This is a genomic window from Zobellia uliginosa, assembly GCF_900156625.1.
GTDB lineage: Bacteria > Bacteroidota > Bacteroidia > Flavobacteriales > Flavobacteriaceae > Zobellia > Zobellia uliginosa.
In genome coordinates this window covers 49708-66839 of sequence record NZ_FTOB01000008.1, presented here as the reverse complement: position 1 = coordinate 66839, position 17132 = coordinate 49708, and the positions used below count along the sequence as shown (strand labels likewise).

Sequence of the window (17132 nt, the reverse complement as noted above, 5' to 3'; positions counted from 1 at the left end):
TCGAATGACCAAGGTATGCCCAACCATTCAGTAAGTGTTCAAAACATATATAACTTAAATGAAAGAAAAGAAAGCGGAAAAACAAAAATACGCACTGGTAACCGGTGGCTCTAGGGGAATAGGACGGGCAGTTTGCATTCAACTGGCCAAAGACCTCGATTACCAAATTCTTATCAATTACAACAGCAATAGGGCCGCTGCAGAAGAAACTCTCAAATTGGTCGAACAGGCCGGAGGAAAGGGCGAATTGCTGCCGTTTAGCGTAACCGATGCAGAAGCGGTCAGATCGGCTTTGGACAATTGGCACCAAAACCACGGGAACGATATCATAGAAGTCATCGTGAACAATGCCGGAATTACCCAAGACGGTATGTTCATGTGGATGAAACAGGAAGACTGGGCCAAGGTCATAGACACCAGCCTAAACGGTTTTTTTAATGTAACCAACCACCTCATTCAAAAGCTTTTGGTCAACAAATACGGCCGTATCATCAACATGGTTTCCGTATCCGGCCTCAAGGGCACCCCCGGACAGACCAACTATTCCGCGGCCAAAGGCGCGGTCATAGGGGCCACCAAGGCATTGGCACAAGAAATCGCAAAAAGAAACGTTACTGTAAATGCCGTTGCGCCAGGTTTCATAAAGACCGACATGACGAACGACCTTGACGAAAAGGAATTAAAACGGATGATACCCGCGAACAGGTTCGGAGAAGCCGAAGAAGTAGCTCATGTAGTCTCTTTTCTCGCTTCAAAAAAATCGGGCTATATTACAGGTGAGGTCATCAACATCAACGGCGGCATATATTCATAAAATTACAGTAAGGGGCAATGAAAAGAGTCGTAATAACGGGTATGGGTATTTATTCTTGTATCGGCAAGAATCTTGACGAGGTAAAGACCTCCCTGTTCGAGGGAAAGTCGGGCATCTCTATAGATGAAGAGCGCCTTAGCTTCGGATACCGTTCCCCTCTTACCGGCAAGGTAGAAGAACCCAACCTGAGGAAACTACTGTCTAGAAGACAGCGCCTTAGTCTCGGGGAAGAAGGCCAATACGCATACATGGCGACCATTGAAGCCCTAAAAAATGCCCAAATAGAAGATCATTTTTTTGACGAAAATGAAGTTGGTGTCATTTACGGTAATGATAGCACTGCAAGATCGGTAGTAGAATCTACCGATATTTTACGCGAAAAGAAAGATACCACCTTGGTAGGTTCTGGGGCCATTTTCAAGGCCATGAACTCTACCATAACCATGAACCTGTCTACCATATTCAGGCTAAGGGGCGTCAACTTTACCATTAGCGCCGCCTGTGCCAGTGGATCTCATGCCATCGGCATGGGCTACCACCTTATCAAAAGTGGTTTACAAGACTGTATCATTACGGGCGGGGCCCAAGAAATAAACAAATTGGCCATGGGCAGTTTTGACGGACTCGGAGTTTTTGCCACACGCGAAGGCGACCCAACAAAAGCCTCAAGACCTTTCGACCAGGCCAGGAACGGATTGGTACCCAGTGGTGGTGGAGCGACCCTAATCTTGGAAAGTTACGAGTCGGCCGTTAAAAGGGGAGCACCCATTTTAGGCGAAATCATTGGCTACGGTTTTTCATCGAACGGAGGGCATATATCGACACCAAACGTTGACGGACCCTCGCGGGCCATGCGCAATGCTTTGCAAGATGCAGGCCTTGACGCCTCTGCCATAGATTACGTAAACGCCCATGCCACATCAACACCGGTAGGTGACGCAAACGAGGCCAAAGCCATATATGAAGTCTTCGGCGAACACAATCCGCCCATAAGCTCAACAAAATCAATGACCGGGCATGAATGTTGGATGGCAGGTGCAAGCGAGGTCATTTACGGAATGATCATGATGCAAAATTCTTTTGTCGCCCCCAACATCAATCTTGACAACATTGATGAAGATGCGGCGAAATTAAACATAGTTAAAGAAACGTTAAATAAAAAAATTGACGTATTTTTGTCAAATTCATTCGGGTTTGGTGGTACAAACTCCGCTTTGATATTAAAAAAATGCTAGCGAAAGATGGTGATGACCAAAGAACTTATAATACAAAAAATAGATGATTTCCTAATCGACGAGTTTGAAGTCGAGGAAGATGAAATCGCTGCCGATGCCAACCTTAAAGATACCCTAGGTCTAGACAGTTTAGACTTTGTTGACCTTGTAGTAGCCGTTGAGAGTAATTTTGGCGTAAAATTAGTAGGTGAAGACTTCGTAAATGTCACCACCCTACAAAACTTTTACGACCTGATAGAGCGCAAACTTCACTGATATTCCCCTGAGAAAATCCTAAAATGGCAACAGAATGGAAAGGAAAGTCCAAAGGCACCGTTTTAGGGTATAGAATCTATATTTTCTTTATCAAAAAACTGGGGCTGGGAGCTTCGTACCTGCTTCTGCATTTTGTGGTCTTGTACTACTACATCTTTTCCGTTGACAGCACCAGGTCTATTTTTTATTACTTCCATAAAAGACTGGGGCACTCGACCCTAAAAAGTCTTTTCAACATCTATAGAAGCTACTATATTTTTGGCCAGACCATTATTGACAAGGCCGCTATATCGGCAGGTCTTCGAGATCGGTTCACGTACGAGTTTGACGGAATAGAAAAGATCGAGCAACTGCTTTCCGAAAAAAAAGGAGGCATTCTACTAAGCGCCCATATCGGAAATTTCGAAGTCGCCGAATTTTTTCTACAAGATGTAAATGCTTTTTCTTCGATCAACCTGGTTACTTGGGACCAAGAGCACGAAGAGATCAAGGCTTACATGGAAAGTGTTACTTCTAAATCGAACATCAAGCTTATCTTGATAAAAGAAGATATGTCGCATATCTTTGAAATACACACCGCCCTGACCAATGGGGAACTCGTTTGTTTTACGGGCGACCGATATATTGAAGGATCCAAATTCTTAGAGCAACAGCTCTTAGGGGCCACCGCCAAATTTCCACTAGGCCCCTACCTACTGGCTTCACGGTTAAAGGTCCCCGTCTTGTTCGTTTACGTAATGAAAGAATCGCGAAAACACTATCACCTATATGCTAGAACCGCCGAAGTAAAACGCGGCGACGCCCAAGGCTTACTTGAAAAATACACCGACAACCTCGAATGGATCATTGCCAAATATCCATTACAATGGTTTAATTATTTTGATTTTTGGGGAGATAAGACAAATAAATAAGATATTTGAACTATCCCTAAAGTACCCGTGGATCATTTATTGTTCAGTGACCATCCTATAACCGAAAGCAAATGAAAGAAGTACTCGTTGTATATTACTCCCAGACCGGCCAACTACGGTCCATTATAGACTCCGTAATATCCCCCTTACAACAAGAATCGATCAATATTACCTACCATCAGATCCTTCCTAAAACCCCTTATGGGTTTCCATGGAAAAAGGAAAGGTTTTTCGATGTCTTCCCGGAAGCCTTCCTTCAAATTCCCACAGAAATCAACACCCCTGATACATCGGTCTTGTCGCGCAAATACGATTTGGTCATCTTAGGACATCAAGTATGGTACCTTTCGCCTTCCATTCCCTTAAATTCATTTTTAACCTCGGAAGCCGCAAAAACACTATTGAACGATACCTCGGTAATTACGGTCATAGGCGTACGTAACATGTGGGCCATGTCGCAAGAAAAAGTAAAAAAGATTCTTATAGGCCTTAACGCCAAACTCGTCGGAAACATAGCCTTGGTCGACAAAAGTCCCAACCACGTTAGTGTAATCACCATCGTATACTGGATGCTCCAAGGCAAAAAAGACCGTATGTGGGGAATTTTTCCCAAACCCGGCGTATCGGAAAACACCATAGCCTCGGCGGATAAATTTGGACATCCGATAAAAGAAGCCCTCATGGCCTCCGATTTTTCTTACCTACAAGAAAAACTGAACGATTTAAACGCATCAAAAATCAGTAACCTACTGGTTCAGATGGACAAACGCGGCAACCTATTGTTTTCAAAATGGGCCAATCTCATCAGAAAGAAGGGAAATCAAGGCGATCCTGCCCGAAAAAAATGGCTACGTTTGTTCAACTATTACCTGATATTTGCAATTTGGATAATCGCACCTATAGTTTTTATTGTATTTTTGCTCACTTATATCCCTATGTACAGAAAAATCCAAAGGGAAAACAAATATTACGCCTCTGTTGATTATAAGGAGTAAGACCGACACATGAAAAACGCCTACATTACCAAAATATCCAAGTTTCTGCCCAATTCCCCTGTCGAAAATGACCAAATTGAAGATAAATTAGGGTTTATAGACGGACAAAAATCCAGGGCCAAAAGCATCATCCTACGCAATAACAAAATTAAAAAGAGGTACTACGCCATTGATGAAAACGGCAATGTAACCCATAATAATGCCCAGCTCACTGCAGCGGCGATAAAAGGACTTTGCGATGCGAATTTCAGCAAAGACCAAATAGAGCTTTTATCGTGCGGCACCTCTACACCCGATCAACTTTTGCCGTCCCATGCCGCCATGGTACATGGTGAATTGAAAAACGGGAACATGGAAATCAATTCCGCATCAGGAGTTTGCTGCTCAGGAATGAATGCCCTAAAATATGGTTATATGGCCATAAAAGTCGGCCAAGTAAACAATGCGGTCTGTACGGGTTCGGAAAAAGTTTCGACTTGGACCAAGGCCGATTTCTATCAGGAAGAAATCGAGCATCTCAAGGCCTTGGAAGAAAACCCTATGATTGCCTTCGACAAAGATTTTTTACGATGGATGCTTTCCGACGGATCTGGGGCCATGTTGGTAGAAAACGAGCCCAAGGGAGACACTCCATTAAAAATTGAATGGATGGAAGGCTTTTCATATGCCTTTGAAATGGAAACCTGCATGTATGCCGGCGGTGAAAAACTTGAAAACGGCGAACTAAAACCTTGGAGTGAATTTGCCCCTGAAGATTGGGCAAAGCAATCGGTTTTCGCCATTAAGCAAGACGTAAAGCTACTTGGGGAGAACATCTTGAAAAAAGGGGTCGACTGCCTAAAAGAAGTATACGAAAAACACGGTATCGGACCTGATGACGTCGACTACTACCTTCCCCATATTTCCTCGTATTTCTTCAAACAAGGACTCTATGACGAAATGAAAGACCGAGGCGTGGAAATGCCTTGGGAAAAATGGTTCTTAAACCTTGAACATGTGGGCAACGTAGGCGCTGCTTCCATATACCTAATGCTTGAAGAACTTGTTGCATCGGGCAAATTGAAGAAGGGCGATAGAATTTTATTACATGTGCCCGAAAGCGCACGTTTTTCATACACCTATGCCTATTTAACAGTGTGCTAATGAACTTATTGAAAACGCCCCTTATCGATAGTGAGTTTCTACAGAATTTAATCCCACAGAAACCACCCTTTATCATGGTGGGCAAATTACTTCACTATTCAGAGAAAAAAATTATATCGGGTTTTGTCGTTCCCGTAGACAATCTATTTGTTTTTGAAAAACGCTTTATGGCCCCCGGCCTTATAGAGAACATGGCACAGACCGTAGCCCTGCATACGGGCTATAAATTTTATCTGGCCCAACAACCTGCACCTACCGGATATATCGGGGCCATAAAAAAGGCCACCGTAAACGCCCTCCCCTTTGTAGGCCAAGAATTGGAAACCACCGTAGAGATCTTGCACGACATGATGGGTATTACCATGGTATCGGCCACGGTTACCTGCGAAGGTATAGTACTGGCATCAAGTGAAATGAAAACCGCACTGGCAAACTAATTTGGAAGCACGGACCAACATAGATATCAAGAATTTTTTACCGCACCGTGAGCCTATGCTCATGGCCAACGTAACCCCGTATCTTGACGAAACCTCCGTAGAGACCCGTTTTAAGGTAGAGGCCTCGTGTATTTTTGTAAAAAACGGACACCTTTCGGAAACCGGACTCATTGAAAATGCCGCCCAAACCTGTGCTACCATAGTAGGACAAAGCTTTTTTGACGACAAAGACAAAGACGGGAATAAAAACAAAGTGGTCGGTTATATCAGTGCCGTGAAAAAAGTCGAGGTTTTTGCACTACCGAAAGTAGGTGACACCATAACGACCAAAGGGGAACTGATTTCAAGGTATGACAACGAAGCCTTTAGCAGCTGCACCATTGCTTCTGAAACTTTCAGAAATGGAGAATTAATCGTAGCTTGTACTTTGAACTTTTTGATCCATGAGGTTTAAGAGGGAAAAATCAATAACCCCCCAAATTAACGAACAGTGAAAAAAGAAGAAGTACCACAAGATAAAGGCCTGTTAGATTCTGCCCATACCAAAGAACTTACCTATGCCGTAGACGAGAATGGCGAATACACCACAGCCCTTAGTTCTGGCTGGGACCCCAAGACCATTGCACTCAACAACGCCATAAAAGAGATCGAGGAGCGTGTGGCCAAGGCCAAAGAACGCGTTCAGAACAATGAGACCAGCCCCATTGAATACTATATGGAGCTGCACAAAATGGACCTCCCTATCTTATCGAGCTATGTGGGACTTTGGCAATGGCGTGTAAAGCGACATTTTAAGCCTAACATTTTTAAAAAACTGAGCCAAAAAACCCTTCAAAGGTATGCCGATGTCTTCGAAATCAGCATTGAAGAACTGAAACATATTTCTTAAACATCCCCATGCAAATAGAATTTACCCATAAACAATCTGCGCACTGCGAAAATGGTGTGGTAAGTAACTTAATGCGCCACAATGGTTTTGAGGTGAGTGAACCCATGGTTTTCGGCATTGGATCAGGACTATTGTTCTGCTACATCCCCTTTTTAAAGGTTAACCATGCGCCGGTTGTAACCTACCGGGCCATGCCAGGCCTTATCTTCAATCGATTTGCCAAGAGGGTAGGCATAAAAATAAAGCGCGAAAAATTCAACAGTCCCGAAACGGCAAAGGCACGGCTCGATGAAAATTTACAAAAAAACAATCCCGTCGGACTTCAGGTAGGGGTCTACAACCTCTTGTACTTTCCCGACGAATACCGCTTTCACTTTAACGCCCACAATTTGGTGGTCTACGGTAAGGAAAATGAAAACTACCTGATCAGTGACCCCGTTATGGAACAGGTCACCACCCTGACCGAAAAGCAATTGGAAAAAGTGCGTTTTGCCAAAGGCGCTTTCGCCCCTAAAGGGCATATTTACTATCCGACCTCCTTTCCTAAAACGTTGGAATTGAAGAGTGCCATTATCAAAGGCATCAAACAGACCTGCCGTGAAATGACAGCACCCGTACCCATAGTGGGCTACAAAGGCATTAAGACGATCTCGAAACTGATCCGCAAATGGCCGAAGAAAAAAGGGGCCAAGACGGCCAACCACTACTTGGGCCAAATCGTTCGCATGCAAGAAGAGATAGGAACCGGAGGTGGCGGGTTTCGTTATATCTACGCCGCATTTCTACAAGAGGCCAGCCAAGTACTCGGCAACGAAAAACTCAAGGAACTTTCGAAGGAAATGACCAAAATCGGTGACGACTGGCGCGATTTTGCCGTAAATGCATCCCGTATCTACAAAAACCGCAGCGCCCAAAACGATGCCTATAACAAAGTGGCAGATGAACTAGACGCCATTGCCGATAGCGAAGCGGCCTTTTTTAAGAAATTGAAAAAAGCGATCTAGCATCGATCCAAGTCCGATTCACTAAAAAGGAAAAACAAGACTTTATCTTAGAATTTTCGATTAGTTTTGACATCATGATCCAAATCAACGATCTTTCAAAAAAGTATAAGGGTGCCGACGATTTTTCAGTCCGGAATTTGGATTTGACCATAGCGGAAGGGGAGATTTTCGGACTTTTAGGTCCCAACGGAGCCGGAAAGACCACTCTTATTTCCATGTTGAGCTCTTTATTGAAACCCACTTCCGGAAGTTTTACGATTGACGGATTGAACTACAAAGAGCACAAGAACCAGCTGAAGCAGTTGATAGGAATCGTTCCTCAGGAATATGCCCTCTACCCTTCCCTGACCGCCTACGAAAACCTCGTATATTTCGGAAGTATGTACGGACTTAAGGGCCAATCGTTAAAGAACGATATCAATTCACACCTTGAAACCATGGGGCTATCAAAATTCGCCCATAAGAAAATAAAGGCCTTTTCGGGGGGTATGAAACGCCGTATCAACCTTATATCGAGCATTCTGCACAAACCCAAAGTACTGTTTTTAGACGAACCTACCGTAGGCGTAGATGTACAGTCAAAGAACGTAATCATGGCCTATCTAAAAGAACTGAATACCTTGGGCACGACGATTATTTACACCTCCCACCATTTGAACGAGGCAGAGCAATTTTGTACCCGCGTTGGCATTATCGATCACGGTACATTGGTTGGTTTGGGCAAGCCCAAGGAACTTATCGCCCAAGAAGAAAATGCCGAACACCTAGAGGATGTATTCTTGGCGAAAACCGGTAAAGCTCTACGTGACCATGCATAAACTTTGGGCCTCTACATACAAGGAGTTTTTACTCGTAACACGCGACATCGGGGGCTTGGCCGTACTATTTCTGATGCCCTTGCTGTTGGTAATCGTTATTACCACCATTCAAGACAATTCATTCAAATCTGTAAAAGAGACCAAACTGCCTATCCTATTGGTCGATCTTGACAAGGGGAAAGTATCGGAAGACATCTTAAAAAGTTTAGCCGACTCCAAATTATTTCAAGTAGATATGGCAGCTACCGACGAGGAAGCCAAAGCGCAAGTGCTTAAAGGCGACTATCAACTGGCCATTGTCATACCCAAAAACCTATCATCGGAACTCGAGATCAAAATCAACGAGAACGTAGACGGCATTCTTTCAAAATTCAGTGATAACGAAGAAAGCATTCCCGAGCCTAAATCGATAGTCAAGCCCAGGGAAGTAAAACTTTACTTTGATCCGGCTACGCAGCAATCGTTCAAGAGCTCGGTTCGTAGCAATATTGACAAGATGATTTCAAAAATAGAGACCGAGACCATCTACAAGGCTTTTCAAGAGCAGTTGACCGACGACCCCTCGGAAAAAATATTTGAGACGGAGCAATTCATCACCTTTACCGAAATTGTACCGAGCAAGCACGAAAAGGCCTTGATACCGAACTCTACCCAGCACAACATTCCCGCATGGACGCTTTTCGCCATCTTTTTCATTATTCTGCCCTTGGCCATTAATATGGTCAAGGAAAAAAACCAAGGGACTTTTGTGCGGCTGAGGACGAACCCCGTATCGTACGCCACCGTTCTTGGCGGAAAAACCATAGTCTTTCTAGGGGTTTCCTTAGTGCAGTTCGCCCTAATGCTGGCCGTGGGAATTTTTCTTTTCCCCCTGATAGGCCTGCCTAAACTCGATGTTACGGGCAGACTGCCGCTTTTGTTCGTGGTGGCCTTCTTTGCAGGTCTGGCGGCCGTTGGCCTAGGCCTTCTATTGGGCACCATTGCCAAGACCCAAGAACAATCGGCTCCTTTCGGCGCCACTTTTGTGGTCATCCTAGCCGCTATAGGAGGGGTTTGGGTTCCTGTTTTTGCCATGCCCAAATTTATGCAGTTGCTCTCTAACCTATCACCAATGAATTGGGGATTAAGTGCATTTTATGATGTATTTTTGCGCAACGCAACCTTTATTGAGCTTATCCCCGAAATATCGCTTTTACTCGGTTTTTTCGTAATCACAACGCTCATTGCCATTATCTATAACGAAAGAAAAAATGCCGTCTAAAACCAAAAAAGAAATTAGCTTCACAAGTGAGGTACGGGTACGTTTTGCGGAAACGGACCCATTGGGCATTGTCTGGCACGGCAATTATATTCAGTACTTTGAAGATGGGCGCGAAGCCTTTGGACGCCACCATGGCATTTCGTACCTAGATCAAAAAGCCCACAATTTTTCCACGCCCATAGTCAAATCGGTCTGCGAGCACAAACTACCATTGAGCTACGGCGATGTAGCCACTATAAAAACTACCTATGTTGACTGTGCCGCCGCTAAAATGATTTTCAAATATGAGATTTACAACCCCAAGGGGGCCGTGGTCTGTACCGGGGAGACCGTTCAGGTCTTTGTGGAATTGGGCGGGGAACTCTCATTGGTAATTCCTCCATTTTTTACCGAATGGAAGAAAAAAGTAGGCCTTTTAGATGGATAGTGTTTACCTCTCACATAACAATATTGTTTCCGCTTACGGACTCGATAGCGCTGCCGCGATAGATGGTATTAAGAACGAAGTATCCGGACTCACCTTGGTGAACGACCCCGACTTGCTTCCCAACCCTTTTTACTCTTCCCTGATCGACCAAAAAAACGTACATGAGGCATTCTTGAAGCTCAACCCCCAAGAAGCCTATACCCGACTCGAAGAAATCCTTTTGGTCTCTTTGGCCGATACCCTTAAAAACTCGGGTGTCCCCCTAACGGACAGGGTCGGACTCATCATATCGACTACCAAAGGCAATATCGATGTCTTGGATACCGACAGCCCTTTCGATGAAAGCAGGGCCTACCTGAGTGAACTGGGTGGGAAAATAAAATCCTTTTTCGGCTTCAAAAACGAAGCCTTAGTATTATCTAACGCCTGTGTTTCGGGAGTTTTGGCCTTGGCCGTAGCCAAGCGCCTCATTCACCAAAAACGCTATGACCACGTATTTGTGGTTGCCGGAGACTTGGTCAGCAAATTTATTTTATCGGGCTTTAATTCGTTTCAGGCCTTAAGCGAATCTCCCTGTAGACCGTATTGCAAGACCCGGACAGGAATCAATATAGGCGAAGTTGGATGCAGTGTCCTCGTAACCAAGGACAAAGACCGACTCATTGATGCATCCGTTCGTATACTCGGGGAAGCCTCGTGCAACGATGCCAACCATATATCGGGACCCTCCCGAACCGGCGAAGGCCTTTACCGAAGCATTGCATCGGCCATGCGCCAAGCCCAACTAGCCCCCAAGGCCATAGATTTTATTTCGGCCCACGGTACGGCTACCATGTACAACGATGAAATGGAGGCCATTGCCTTTAACCGGGCCCATTTACAAGACAGTCCCCTAAATAGCTTAAAGGGCTATTTTGGGCATACCCTAGGGGCTTCCGGTCTTTTGGAAACCATTATCGGCATGTATTCCTTGCATTCGAACACCTTGTTCGCCTCCCTTGGCTTTCAAGAACTGGGCGTTTCGCAACCCTTGAACATCATACAAGAAACCACCGCCAAGGAAAGCAGTGTTTTTCTAAAGACAGCTTCCGGTTTCGGAGGTTGCAATACAGCGGCAATCTTCCAAAAAATCAATCCATGAATATGCCCGGTCACTATATAAAATCATATTGCCGCATTGCCAATGGAGAAATTTCCAGAAACGGAAAAGTTTTGTTTTCCGATGCCTCCGAAGAGTTTCCGGCCTTTATAAAAGCGGCTTACAAATATTTTGAAACCGACTATTCCAAATTCTTCAAAATGGACAACCTCAGCAAATTGGCCTTTATGGGTGCCGAGGTGCTATTAAAAGACCAGGAAAAAAATACCGCCCTTGTGCTTTCAAACAAGGCCTCAAGCCTAGACACCGACCGCAAGCACCAGGCCGCCATTAGCGACCGATCAGGCGCATTTGCCAGTCCGGCCGTATTCGTCTACACCCTCCCAAATATCTGTATGGGAGAAATTAGCATTCGCCACAAACTGTATTCTGAAAATAGTTTCTTTATATTTGCCGAGTTTAACCCCCATTTATTGTCAGATTACGCCAATGATCTGCTAGAGACGGGTAAAGCCGATGAAGTACTATGCGGCTGGGTTGAATATGATAAAGGAAAATATGATGCGTTTTTATACGTTATCGCTAAAAAAGGTTTGTTGCCCCATGATACCGGAGAACTGACCAAATTATACAGAACAAAATGAGCGAACTTAAACAAGAATTGAAGGAGAAAATCATCGAGCAACTAAACTTGGAAGATGTTTCCGTTGACGAAATCGCAAATAACGACCCGCTTTTTGGAGAAGGTCTTGGTCTTGACTCTATCGATGCGTTAGAGCTTATTGTAATGCTCGACAAAGATTACGGCATTAAATTGGCCGACCCGAAAGAAGGGCGTAAGATTTTTGAGTCTATCGATACCATGGCCGCCTATATTGCAGCGAACCGATCGAACTAAAGACCCTTCGTTTTTTAAGCTACCTGGCACACCGACCTATAAGTCGCAAGCGGTATACAGAATTCGCACTTAAGTCTAAGATTCGTATTTTTATTCTATATCTATAATACTTCCAAATTAATATGTGCAAGGGCGTAGCAATTACGGGAATGGGAGCTATTTCCGCCATTGGGAACAATGTGCAGGAAAACTATGAGGCGCTGGTCTCTGGCAAACTTGGCATTTCTAGAATTTCAAAAATAGATACCGTTCACAAAAACGATATCATGGTAGGCGAAATAGGGATGACCAATGCCCAATTGAAGGAAAAATTGGGAATAGCCGAAGAAACGGCCGTATCAAGAACGGCCTTATTGGCCATGCTTGCCGCAGAGGAAGCCGTATTACAAGCCGGAATCACCGACATCAACGATTGTGAGACCGGACTCATTTCCGGAACTACCGTAGGTGGTATGGACCAATCGGAAAAGTATTATTTTGAATATTTTGAGACCGATGAACATTGGGGCCATATCAATGGACTTCATGCAGGCGACTCCACACAAAAACTGGCGGACCACCTTGGTATATCAGAGAGTTTTGTCTCTACCATAAGCACCGCTTGTTCATCGGCGGCCAACGCCATTATGTTGGGGGCGCGAATGATAAAATCAGGACAATTAGACCGTGTTATAGTCGGTGGTACCGATAGCCTGTGCAAATTCACCATCAACGGCTTCAAGACCTTGATGATCCTCTCCGACACTTACAACACGCCATTTGACGACAATAGAAAAGGACTTAACCTCGGTGAGGCCGCGGCCTACCTTGTATTAGAATCCGATGAGATTGTAAAAAGAGACCAGAAAAAAGTATTGGGTTACGTAAAAGGCTACGGCAATGCCAATGATGCCTTTCACCAAACCGCCTCCTCTGAAAACGGGGACGGTGCCGTACTGGCGATGGAAAAAGCCTTGAAAGTTTCGGGCTTGACCCCATCCGATATCGATTACATAAACGCACACGGAACCGCAACACCGAACAACGACCTTTCCGAAGGCCGTTCCTTACTTCGGATATTTGGCGACAAGGTGCCCGAATTCAGTTCAACCAAGGCCTTTACGGGCCATACATTGGCCGTTGCAGGTGGCGTAGAGGCCGTATATTCGGTTTTGGCATTACAGAACAACGTAATTTACCCTAACCTCAACTTTACCACCCCGATGAAGGAATTTGAACTGCTTCCGCAAACGACGGTAAAACAAAAGGAGTTGCACCATGTACTCTCCAATTCTTTCGGGTTCGGCGGAAATTGTTCCACTTTAATCTTTTCCAAAGAAGCCTAATGAAACCAGTATATATAAATAGCGTAGGTTCGGTTTCGGCCCAAAAAACCTTTGACAACAGCGAGTTTCTAAATGAAATTACGGAGTACAACGCTAGCACGGTACCCGTAATCGCCCCCAATTATAAAGAATACATTCCGCCAGCGGCCGCACGCCGCATGGCCAGAGGTATAAAAATGAGTACGGTAAGTTCTAAAAATGCCCTTACCGAAGCCGGAATAGAAAACATAGATGCCATTATCGTAGGTACCGGACTGGGCTGTATTGGCGACTCCGAACGTTTCGTTAGCGATATCATCAAGAACGACGAGCAGTTTTTAACCCCTACCCGTTTTATTCAGTCATCACACAATACCGTGGCAGGGCAAATTGCGCTTGGCCTAGGTTGCAAAGGACACAATTTCACCTTTGTACATTCGGCCGTTTCTTTTGAATCGTCTTTGATCGACGCCAAGATGATGATCGAAAACGATGAAGCCGGAACCGTTCTTGTCGGCGGTGTAGATGAATTGGTAGACCATCATGTGGAAACTCACCGTTTGATCGGGCATATCAAAAAAGAACCTGTAGCCTCCCAAGAGCTTTTGCAATCGAAGACCGAGGGCATGGTAATGGGTGAAGGCGCCCACTTTTTTGTGCTTTCGAATCAAAAAGCCCCCTCTTGTTACGCCGAACTGCTTGCCGTAAAAACGTTCAACACCCTATCAAAAGAACGCCTCGAAGAAAACGTGCTCGCCTTTTTAGAACGGCAACAACTTGGTATCGATGATATTGACCTTGCCATACTCGGTAACAATGGCGACGTTAATTTTGACCCTTATTACGACCAGCTGGGCACTTCCCTGTTCAAAGATACGCCCCAAGCCTATTACAAACACCTTTCGGGTGAATTCGATACCGCAACGGGATTTGCTTTTTGGTTGGCCAATAAAATTATAAAGACACAGACGCTTCCCGAAGTGGTACAACTCAATGCTATCGTCCCCGCGAAGCTAGAGACCATTTTGATATACAACCAATATAGGGGAGAAAACCACAGTCTTACCTTAATTCGCAAATGTTAAGGCGGAAAAGGGTAAATACCACTGCTGTTTTTCTTTTGCTGCCCTTGGTCGCACTATGCTTTATGGAACACCTACCCTGGTGGCCGGTTTTTGCGCTTTTGTTCCTTTGGTTCTCCCTTACGGTTTTTGGCTCATTCTTTATCCAATGGAATTACCATCTCACCTCAAAACATGCCAACAAAAACATTGAAACGAACTGGGTCTCCATTACGTTTGACGATGGCCCGAACCCTGAATTCACCCCCAAAGCACTCGAACTATTGGCAAAATACAATGCCAAGGCGACCTTCTTTTGCGTTGGACAACGAATCGAGAAACATCCGGAAATTTTAAAACAGATCATTTCCCAAGGGCACACCATTGGCAACCATACATACTCACACGCCAATACTTTCGGTTTTCTTTCGTTAGATAAGGTTTTGAACGAGCTCGTTCAGACCAAAGACCTTGTACACAGCTTGACCGGAAAAAAAATAAAACTCTATCGACCCGCTTTTGGGGTGACCAACCCGCAGATCGCAAAAGCGGTAGACAAGCTAAAAGTACATAGCATAGGGTGGAGCGTACGCTCATTGGACACAACATCAAGGTCCGAAGAAACCGTCTTAAAACGAATAACGAACAAGGTATCAAAGGGCGATATTATACTGCTGCACGACACCAACGAAAAAACAATCGCCGTTTTGGAACAGTTATTGTTATTTTTGCGGAAGAAAAATCTCAGTTCGGTCACTGTTGACCGCCTACTAGAAATCGAAGCTTATGCATAAGATACTTTTTCTTATCCTTTTTATTTCCGTTTCGGCCGTTGCACAAAAGCAAATGACGCCGGACGAAGCCACGGCGCTAAAGACCAAGGTAAAGACCCGGGCAGAGGCGATTACCACGGTAATGAGCGATTTTACCCAATACAAGCACCTAGACTTCCTATCAGACGATATCGTATCACAGGGCCAATTGGCCTTCAAGGCCCCCAACCTGGTCAAGTGGCAATACACCAAGCCCTTTGCCTATTCGGTCTTGTTCAAAAACGAAACCCTATACATCAACGACGACGGTAACAAGAGTAATATGGACGTGGGGTCGAACAAAATATTCAAACAGTTGAACCAACTCATTACGGCCAGTATACGTGGCGATATGTTCGATGACAATGAGTTCAACATCAAATATTTTAAAATAAACGATTCTAGTTTGGTATACTTTCTTCCGAAAGACGAACAGTTTGCCAAGTTCATCAAAGCCTTTCACCTTTCCTTTAACGCCAACGGCGATGTAACCGAGGTGAAAATGATCGAACCCTCAGACGACTATACCCAAATTAAATTTACCGATCGTGTCGTGAACAAAACCTTGTCAGATGCGGTCTTTACTCAGTAGCCTTTGCCTTTTTCTATGGGTCGGATGCGCTTCTTACCCTGCCAAAAATGGGTTTGAACCCCGCACAGAATCTTCTCAAGAGCTTCAAAACCCCTATTTTTCAAATCCCGAGAAAGACTATGTATACAAGGCCAAAATCGATGCGTTCAACAAATCGTTCGGAGGTATTTTTATCGTCAAAAAGTTGGGGCCCGAACACCATCGCATCGCGTTTACCACCGAAATAGGCAACACCATTTTCGATTTCACCTTTAAGGAAAACGACTTCGTGGTTAACCGGATTTTAAAGGAATTGGACAAAAAAGTACTCATCAACATCTTAAAACGGGATTTTAAAGCGTTAATACAGGAGCAGTCACAAGTAAAGAATCAATTTAACGTGAATAGCCATACCGTATTACAGAGCGACATCTTATCTAAAAAACATTATTTTTATTACAAGAAGGGGCAGCTGAACAGAATTGCCCGGGTTGACCGAAACCAAAAAAAAGTAGAATTTTTCTTTAGCAATATCGACGACCAGTTTGCCAAGGAAATTGAAATAGCACACTACAACTTCAAACTTCATATTACATTAAAATCGTTCAAATGAAAACCGTAAAACTTCTTATCATGCTAGTGGTTTTTTACAGCACGGGCATGACCATGGCACAGACGCGCCCCGGTATAAAGGCAGGTCTGAACAGTTCGAACATCAGTAACACCGCCCTTGACACCAAATCAGGAGTATACATCGGCGCCTTTGCCGACATTTCACTAACGGATTACTACTCCTTACAACCTGAAATCCTATATTCCAATCAAGGGGGCAAATCGAATTCCGACGCATATGGCGATGTAAACATCAACTATATTTCCATCGGTATACCGAACAAATTTTACGTAAGCCCTGACAAGGGGTTTCATTTTATACTCGGTTTGGGACTGGATATTAACTTTGACAACAATTTTGTTAACTTGACCAACTTTAACGTCGACGATGAAATCTCGCCTCTAGATGTCGTCGTTTTTGGAGGAATAGGCTACGAGTTTGATTTTGGCCTGATACTTGAAGCAAGGTACAAGCAAGGAACCATAAGCGTTGACTTCTTTGGCGAAGACGATTATTACGAAGAAGCCGGAAGCAATCTCAATGGGGTATTTCAAATAGGTGCCGCATATAAATTTAAATTATAAA

At 44.4% G+C, this 17132-nt stretch carries 22 protein-coding genes; all 22 read left to right on the top strand.

Translation table 11 applies throughout. The features are described from left to right. Nucleotides 1-58: 58 nt before the first annotated feature. The 22 genes from fabG to BW980_RS19575 all read left to right on the top strand — a co-directional run bounded on the left by fabG (nt 59) and on the right by BW980_RS19575 (nt 17131). Nucleotides 59-814 carry a flexirubin biosynthesis SDR family reductase FlxB gene (gene fabG, locus BW980_RS19680; RefSeq protein ID WP_076456875.1) on the top strand — a complete coding sequence of 252 codons (756 nt, stop codon included), beginning with the start codon at nt 59-61 and terminating at the stop codon, nt 812-814. 17 nt (nt 815-831) lie between these two features. Then, nucleotides 832-2049, top strand: coding sequence for a beta-ketoacyl-[acyl-carrier-protein] synthase family protein (locus tag BW980_RS19675; RefSeq protein WP_076456874.1), 1218 nt, complete (start codon nt 832-834; stop codon nt 2047-2049). Between the two features lie 12 nt (nt 2050-2061). After that, nucleotides 2062-2304, top strand: a complete 243-nt coding sequence (locus BW980_RS19670; RefSeq protein ID WP_076456873.1) for an acyl carrier protein — start codon at nt 2062-2064, stop codon at nt 2302-2304. Nucleotides 2305-2327: 23 nt separating this feature from the next. Then, nucleotides 2328-3215, top strand: a complete 888-nt coding sequence (locus tag BW980_RS19665) for an LpxL/LpxP family acyltransferase (protein WP_076456872.1) — start codon at nt 2328-2330, stop codon at nt 3213-3215. A gap of 71 nt (nt 3216-3286) precedes the next feature. Beyond that, nucleotides 3287-4210 (top strand): hypothetical protein, encoded by a 924-nt coding sequence (locus BW980_RS19660; RefSeq protein WP_076456871.1) that lies wholly within the window; start codon nt 3287-3289, stop codon nt 4208-4210. 9 nt (nt 4211-4219) lie between these two features. Further along, nucleotides 4220-5353, top strand: coding sequence for a dialkylresorcinol biosynthesis protein DarB (locus BW980_RS19655; protein ID WP_076456870.1), 1134 nt, complete (start codon nt 4220-4222; stop codon nt 5351-5353). Then, nucleotides 5353-5790 carry a hotdog family protein gene (locus BW980_RS19650; protein WP_076456869.1) on the top strand — a complete coding sequence of 146 codons (438 nt, stop codon included), beginning with the start codon at nt 5353-5355 and terminating at the stop codon, nt 5788-5790. The genes BW980_RS19655 and BW980_RS19650 overlap by 1 nt, the downstream gene beginning before the upstream one ends. Nucleotide 5791: 1 nt before the next feature. Further along, entirely contained in the window at nt 5792-6244 is a 453-nt protein-coding gene (locus BW980_RS19645) for a hotdog family protein (RefSeq protein ID WP_245800113.1), read from the top strand. Nucleotides 6245-6280: 36 nt separating this feature from the next. Next, entirely contained in the window at nt 6281-6679 is a 399-nt protein-coding gene (locus BW980_RS19640; RefSeq protein ID WP_076456867.1) for a flexirubin biosynthesis protein DarG, read from the top strand. Between the two features lie 8 nt (nt 6680-6687). Next, entirely contained in the window at nt 6688-7683 is a 996-nt protein-coding gene (locus BW980_RS19635) for a BtrH-related acyltransferase DarH (protein WP_076456866.1), read from the top strand. A gap of 74 nt (nt 7684-7757) precedes the next feature. Continuing rightward, nucleotides 7758-8501: an ABC transporter ATP-binding protein gene (locus BW980_RS19630; RefSeq protein ID WP_076456865.1), complete on the top strand. Its 744-nt coding sequence runs from the start codon at nt 7758-7760 to the stop codon at nt 8499-8501. Then, the gene (locus tag BW980_RS19625; RefSeq protein ID WP_394333507.1) at nt 8455-9762 is read left to right on the top strand and encodes an ABC transporter permease; all 1308 of its coding nucleotides are present in this window, start codon (nt 8455-8457) and stop codon (nt 9760-9762) included. Before BW980_RS19630 ends, BW980_RS19625 begins: the two co-directional genes overlap by 47 nt. Beyond that, nucleotides 9752-10189: an acyl-CoA thioesterase gene (locus tag BW980_RS19620; protein ID WP_076456863.1), complete on the top strand. Its 438-nt coding sequence runs from the start codon at nt 9752-9754 to the stop codon at nt 10187-10189. The genes BW980_RS19625 and BW980_RS19620 overlap by 11 nt, the downstream gene beginning before the upstream one ends. Beyond that, the gene (locus tag BW980_RS19615; RefSeq protein ID WP_076456862.1) at nt 10182-11330 is read left to right on the top strand and encodes a beta-ketoacyl-[acyl-carrier-protein] synthase family protein; all 1149 of its coding nucleotides are present in this window, start codon (nt 10182-10184) and stop codon (nt 11328-11330) included. The genes BW980_RS19620 and BW980_RS19615 overlap by 8 nt, the downstream gene beginning before the upstream one ends. Beyond that, nucleotides 11327-11932, top strand: a complete 606-nt coding sequence (locus tag BW980_RS19610; protein WP_076456861.1) for a 3-oxoacyl-ACP synthase — start codon at nt 11327-11329, stop codon at nt 11930-11932. The genes BW980_RS19615 and BW980_RS19610 overlap by 4 nt, the downstream gene beginning before the upstream one ends. Next, nucleotides 11929-12186: a phosphopantetheine-binding protein gene (locus BW980_RS19605; protein WP_013993422.1), complete on the top strand. Its 258-nt coding sequence runs from the start codon at nt 11929-11931 to the stop codon at nt 12184-12186. The genes BW980_RS19610 and BW980_RS19605 overlap by 4 nt, the downstream gene beginning before the upstream one ends. Before the next feature lie 122 nt (nt 12187-12308). Then, a complete protein-coding gene (locus tag BW980_RS19600) occupies nt 12309-13511 on the top strand; it encodes a beta-ketoacyl-[acyl-carrier-protein] synthase family protein (protein ID WP_076456860.1) in 1203 nt (400 codons plus the stop codon). Further along, nucleotides 13511-14575, top strand: coding sequence for a beta-ketoacyl synthase N-terminal-like domain-containing protein (locus BW980_RS19595; protein WP_076456859.1), 1065 nt, complete (start codon nt 13511-13513; stop codon nt 14573-14575). The genes BW980_RS19600 and BW980_RS19595 overlap by 1 nt, the downstream gene beginning before the upstream one ends. Continuing rightward, nucleotides 14569-15345 (top strand): polysaccharide deacetylase family protein, encoded by a 777-nt coding sequence (locus BW980_RS19590; RefSeq protein WP_076456858.1) that lies wholly within the window; start codon nt 14569-14571, stop codon nt 15343-15345. Before BW980_RS19595 ends, BW980_RS19590 begins: the two co-directional genes overlap by 7 nt. Continuing rightward, nucleotides 15338-15955, top strand: coding sequence for a flexirubin biosynthesis/transport protein LolA2 (locus BW980_RS19585; protein WP_076456857.1), 618 nt, complete (start codon nt 15338-15340; stop codon nt 15953-15955). Before BW980_RS19590 ends, BW980_RS19585 begins: the two co-directional genes overlap by 8 nt. Then, a complete protein-coding gene (locus tag BW980_RS19580) occupies nt 15936-16547 on the top strand; it encodes a flexirubin biosynthesis protein LolB2 (RefSeq protein ID WP_076456856.1) in 612 nt (203 codons plus the stop codon). Before BW980_RS19585 ends, BW980_RS19580 begins: the two co-directional genes overlap by 20 nt. Next, entirely contained in the window at nt 16544-17131 is a 588-nt protein-coding gene (locus BW980_RS19575) for a porin family protein (protein ID WP_076456855.1), read from the top strand. Before BW980_RS19580 ends, BW980_RS19575 begins: the two co-directional genes overlap by 4 nt. The last annotated feature ends 1 nt before the right edge of the window (nt 17132 follow it).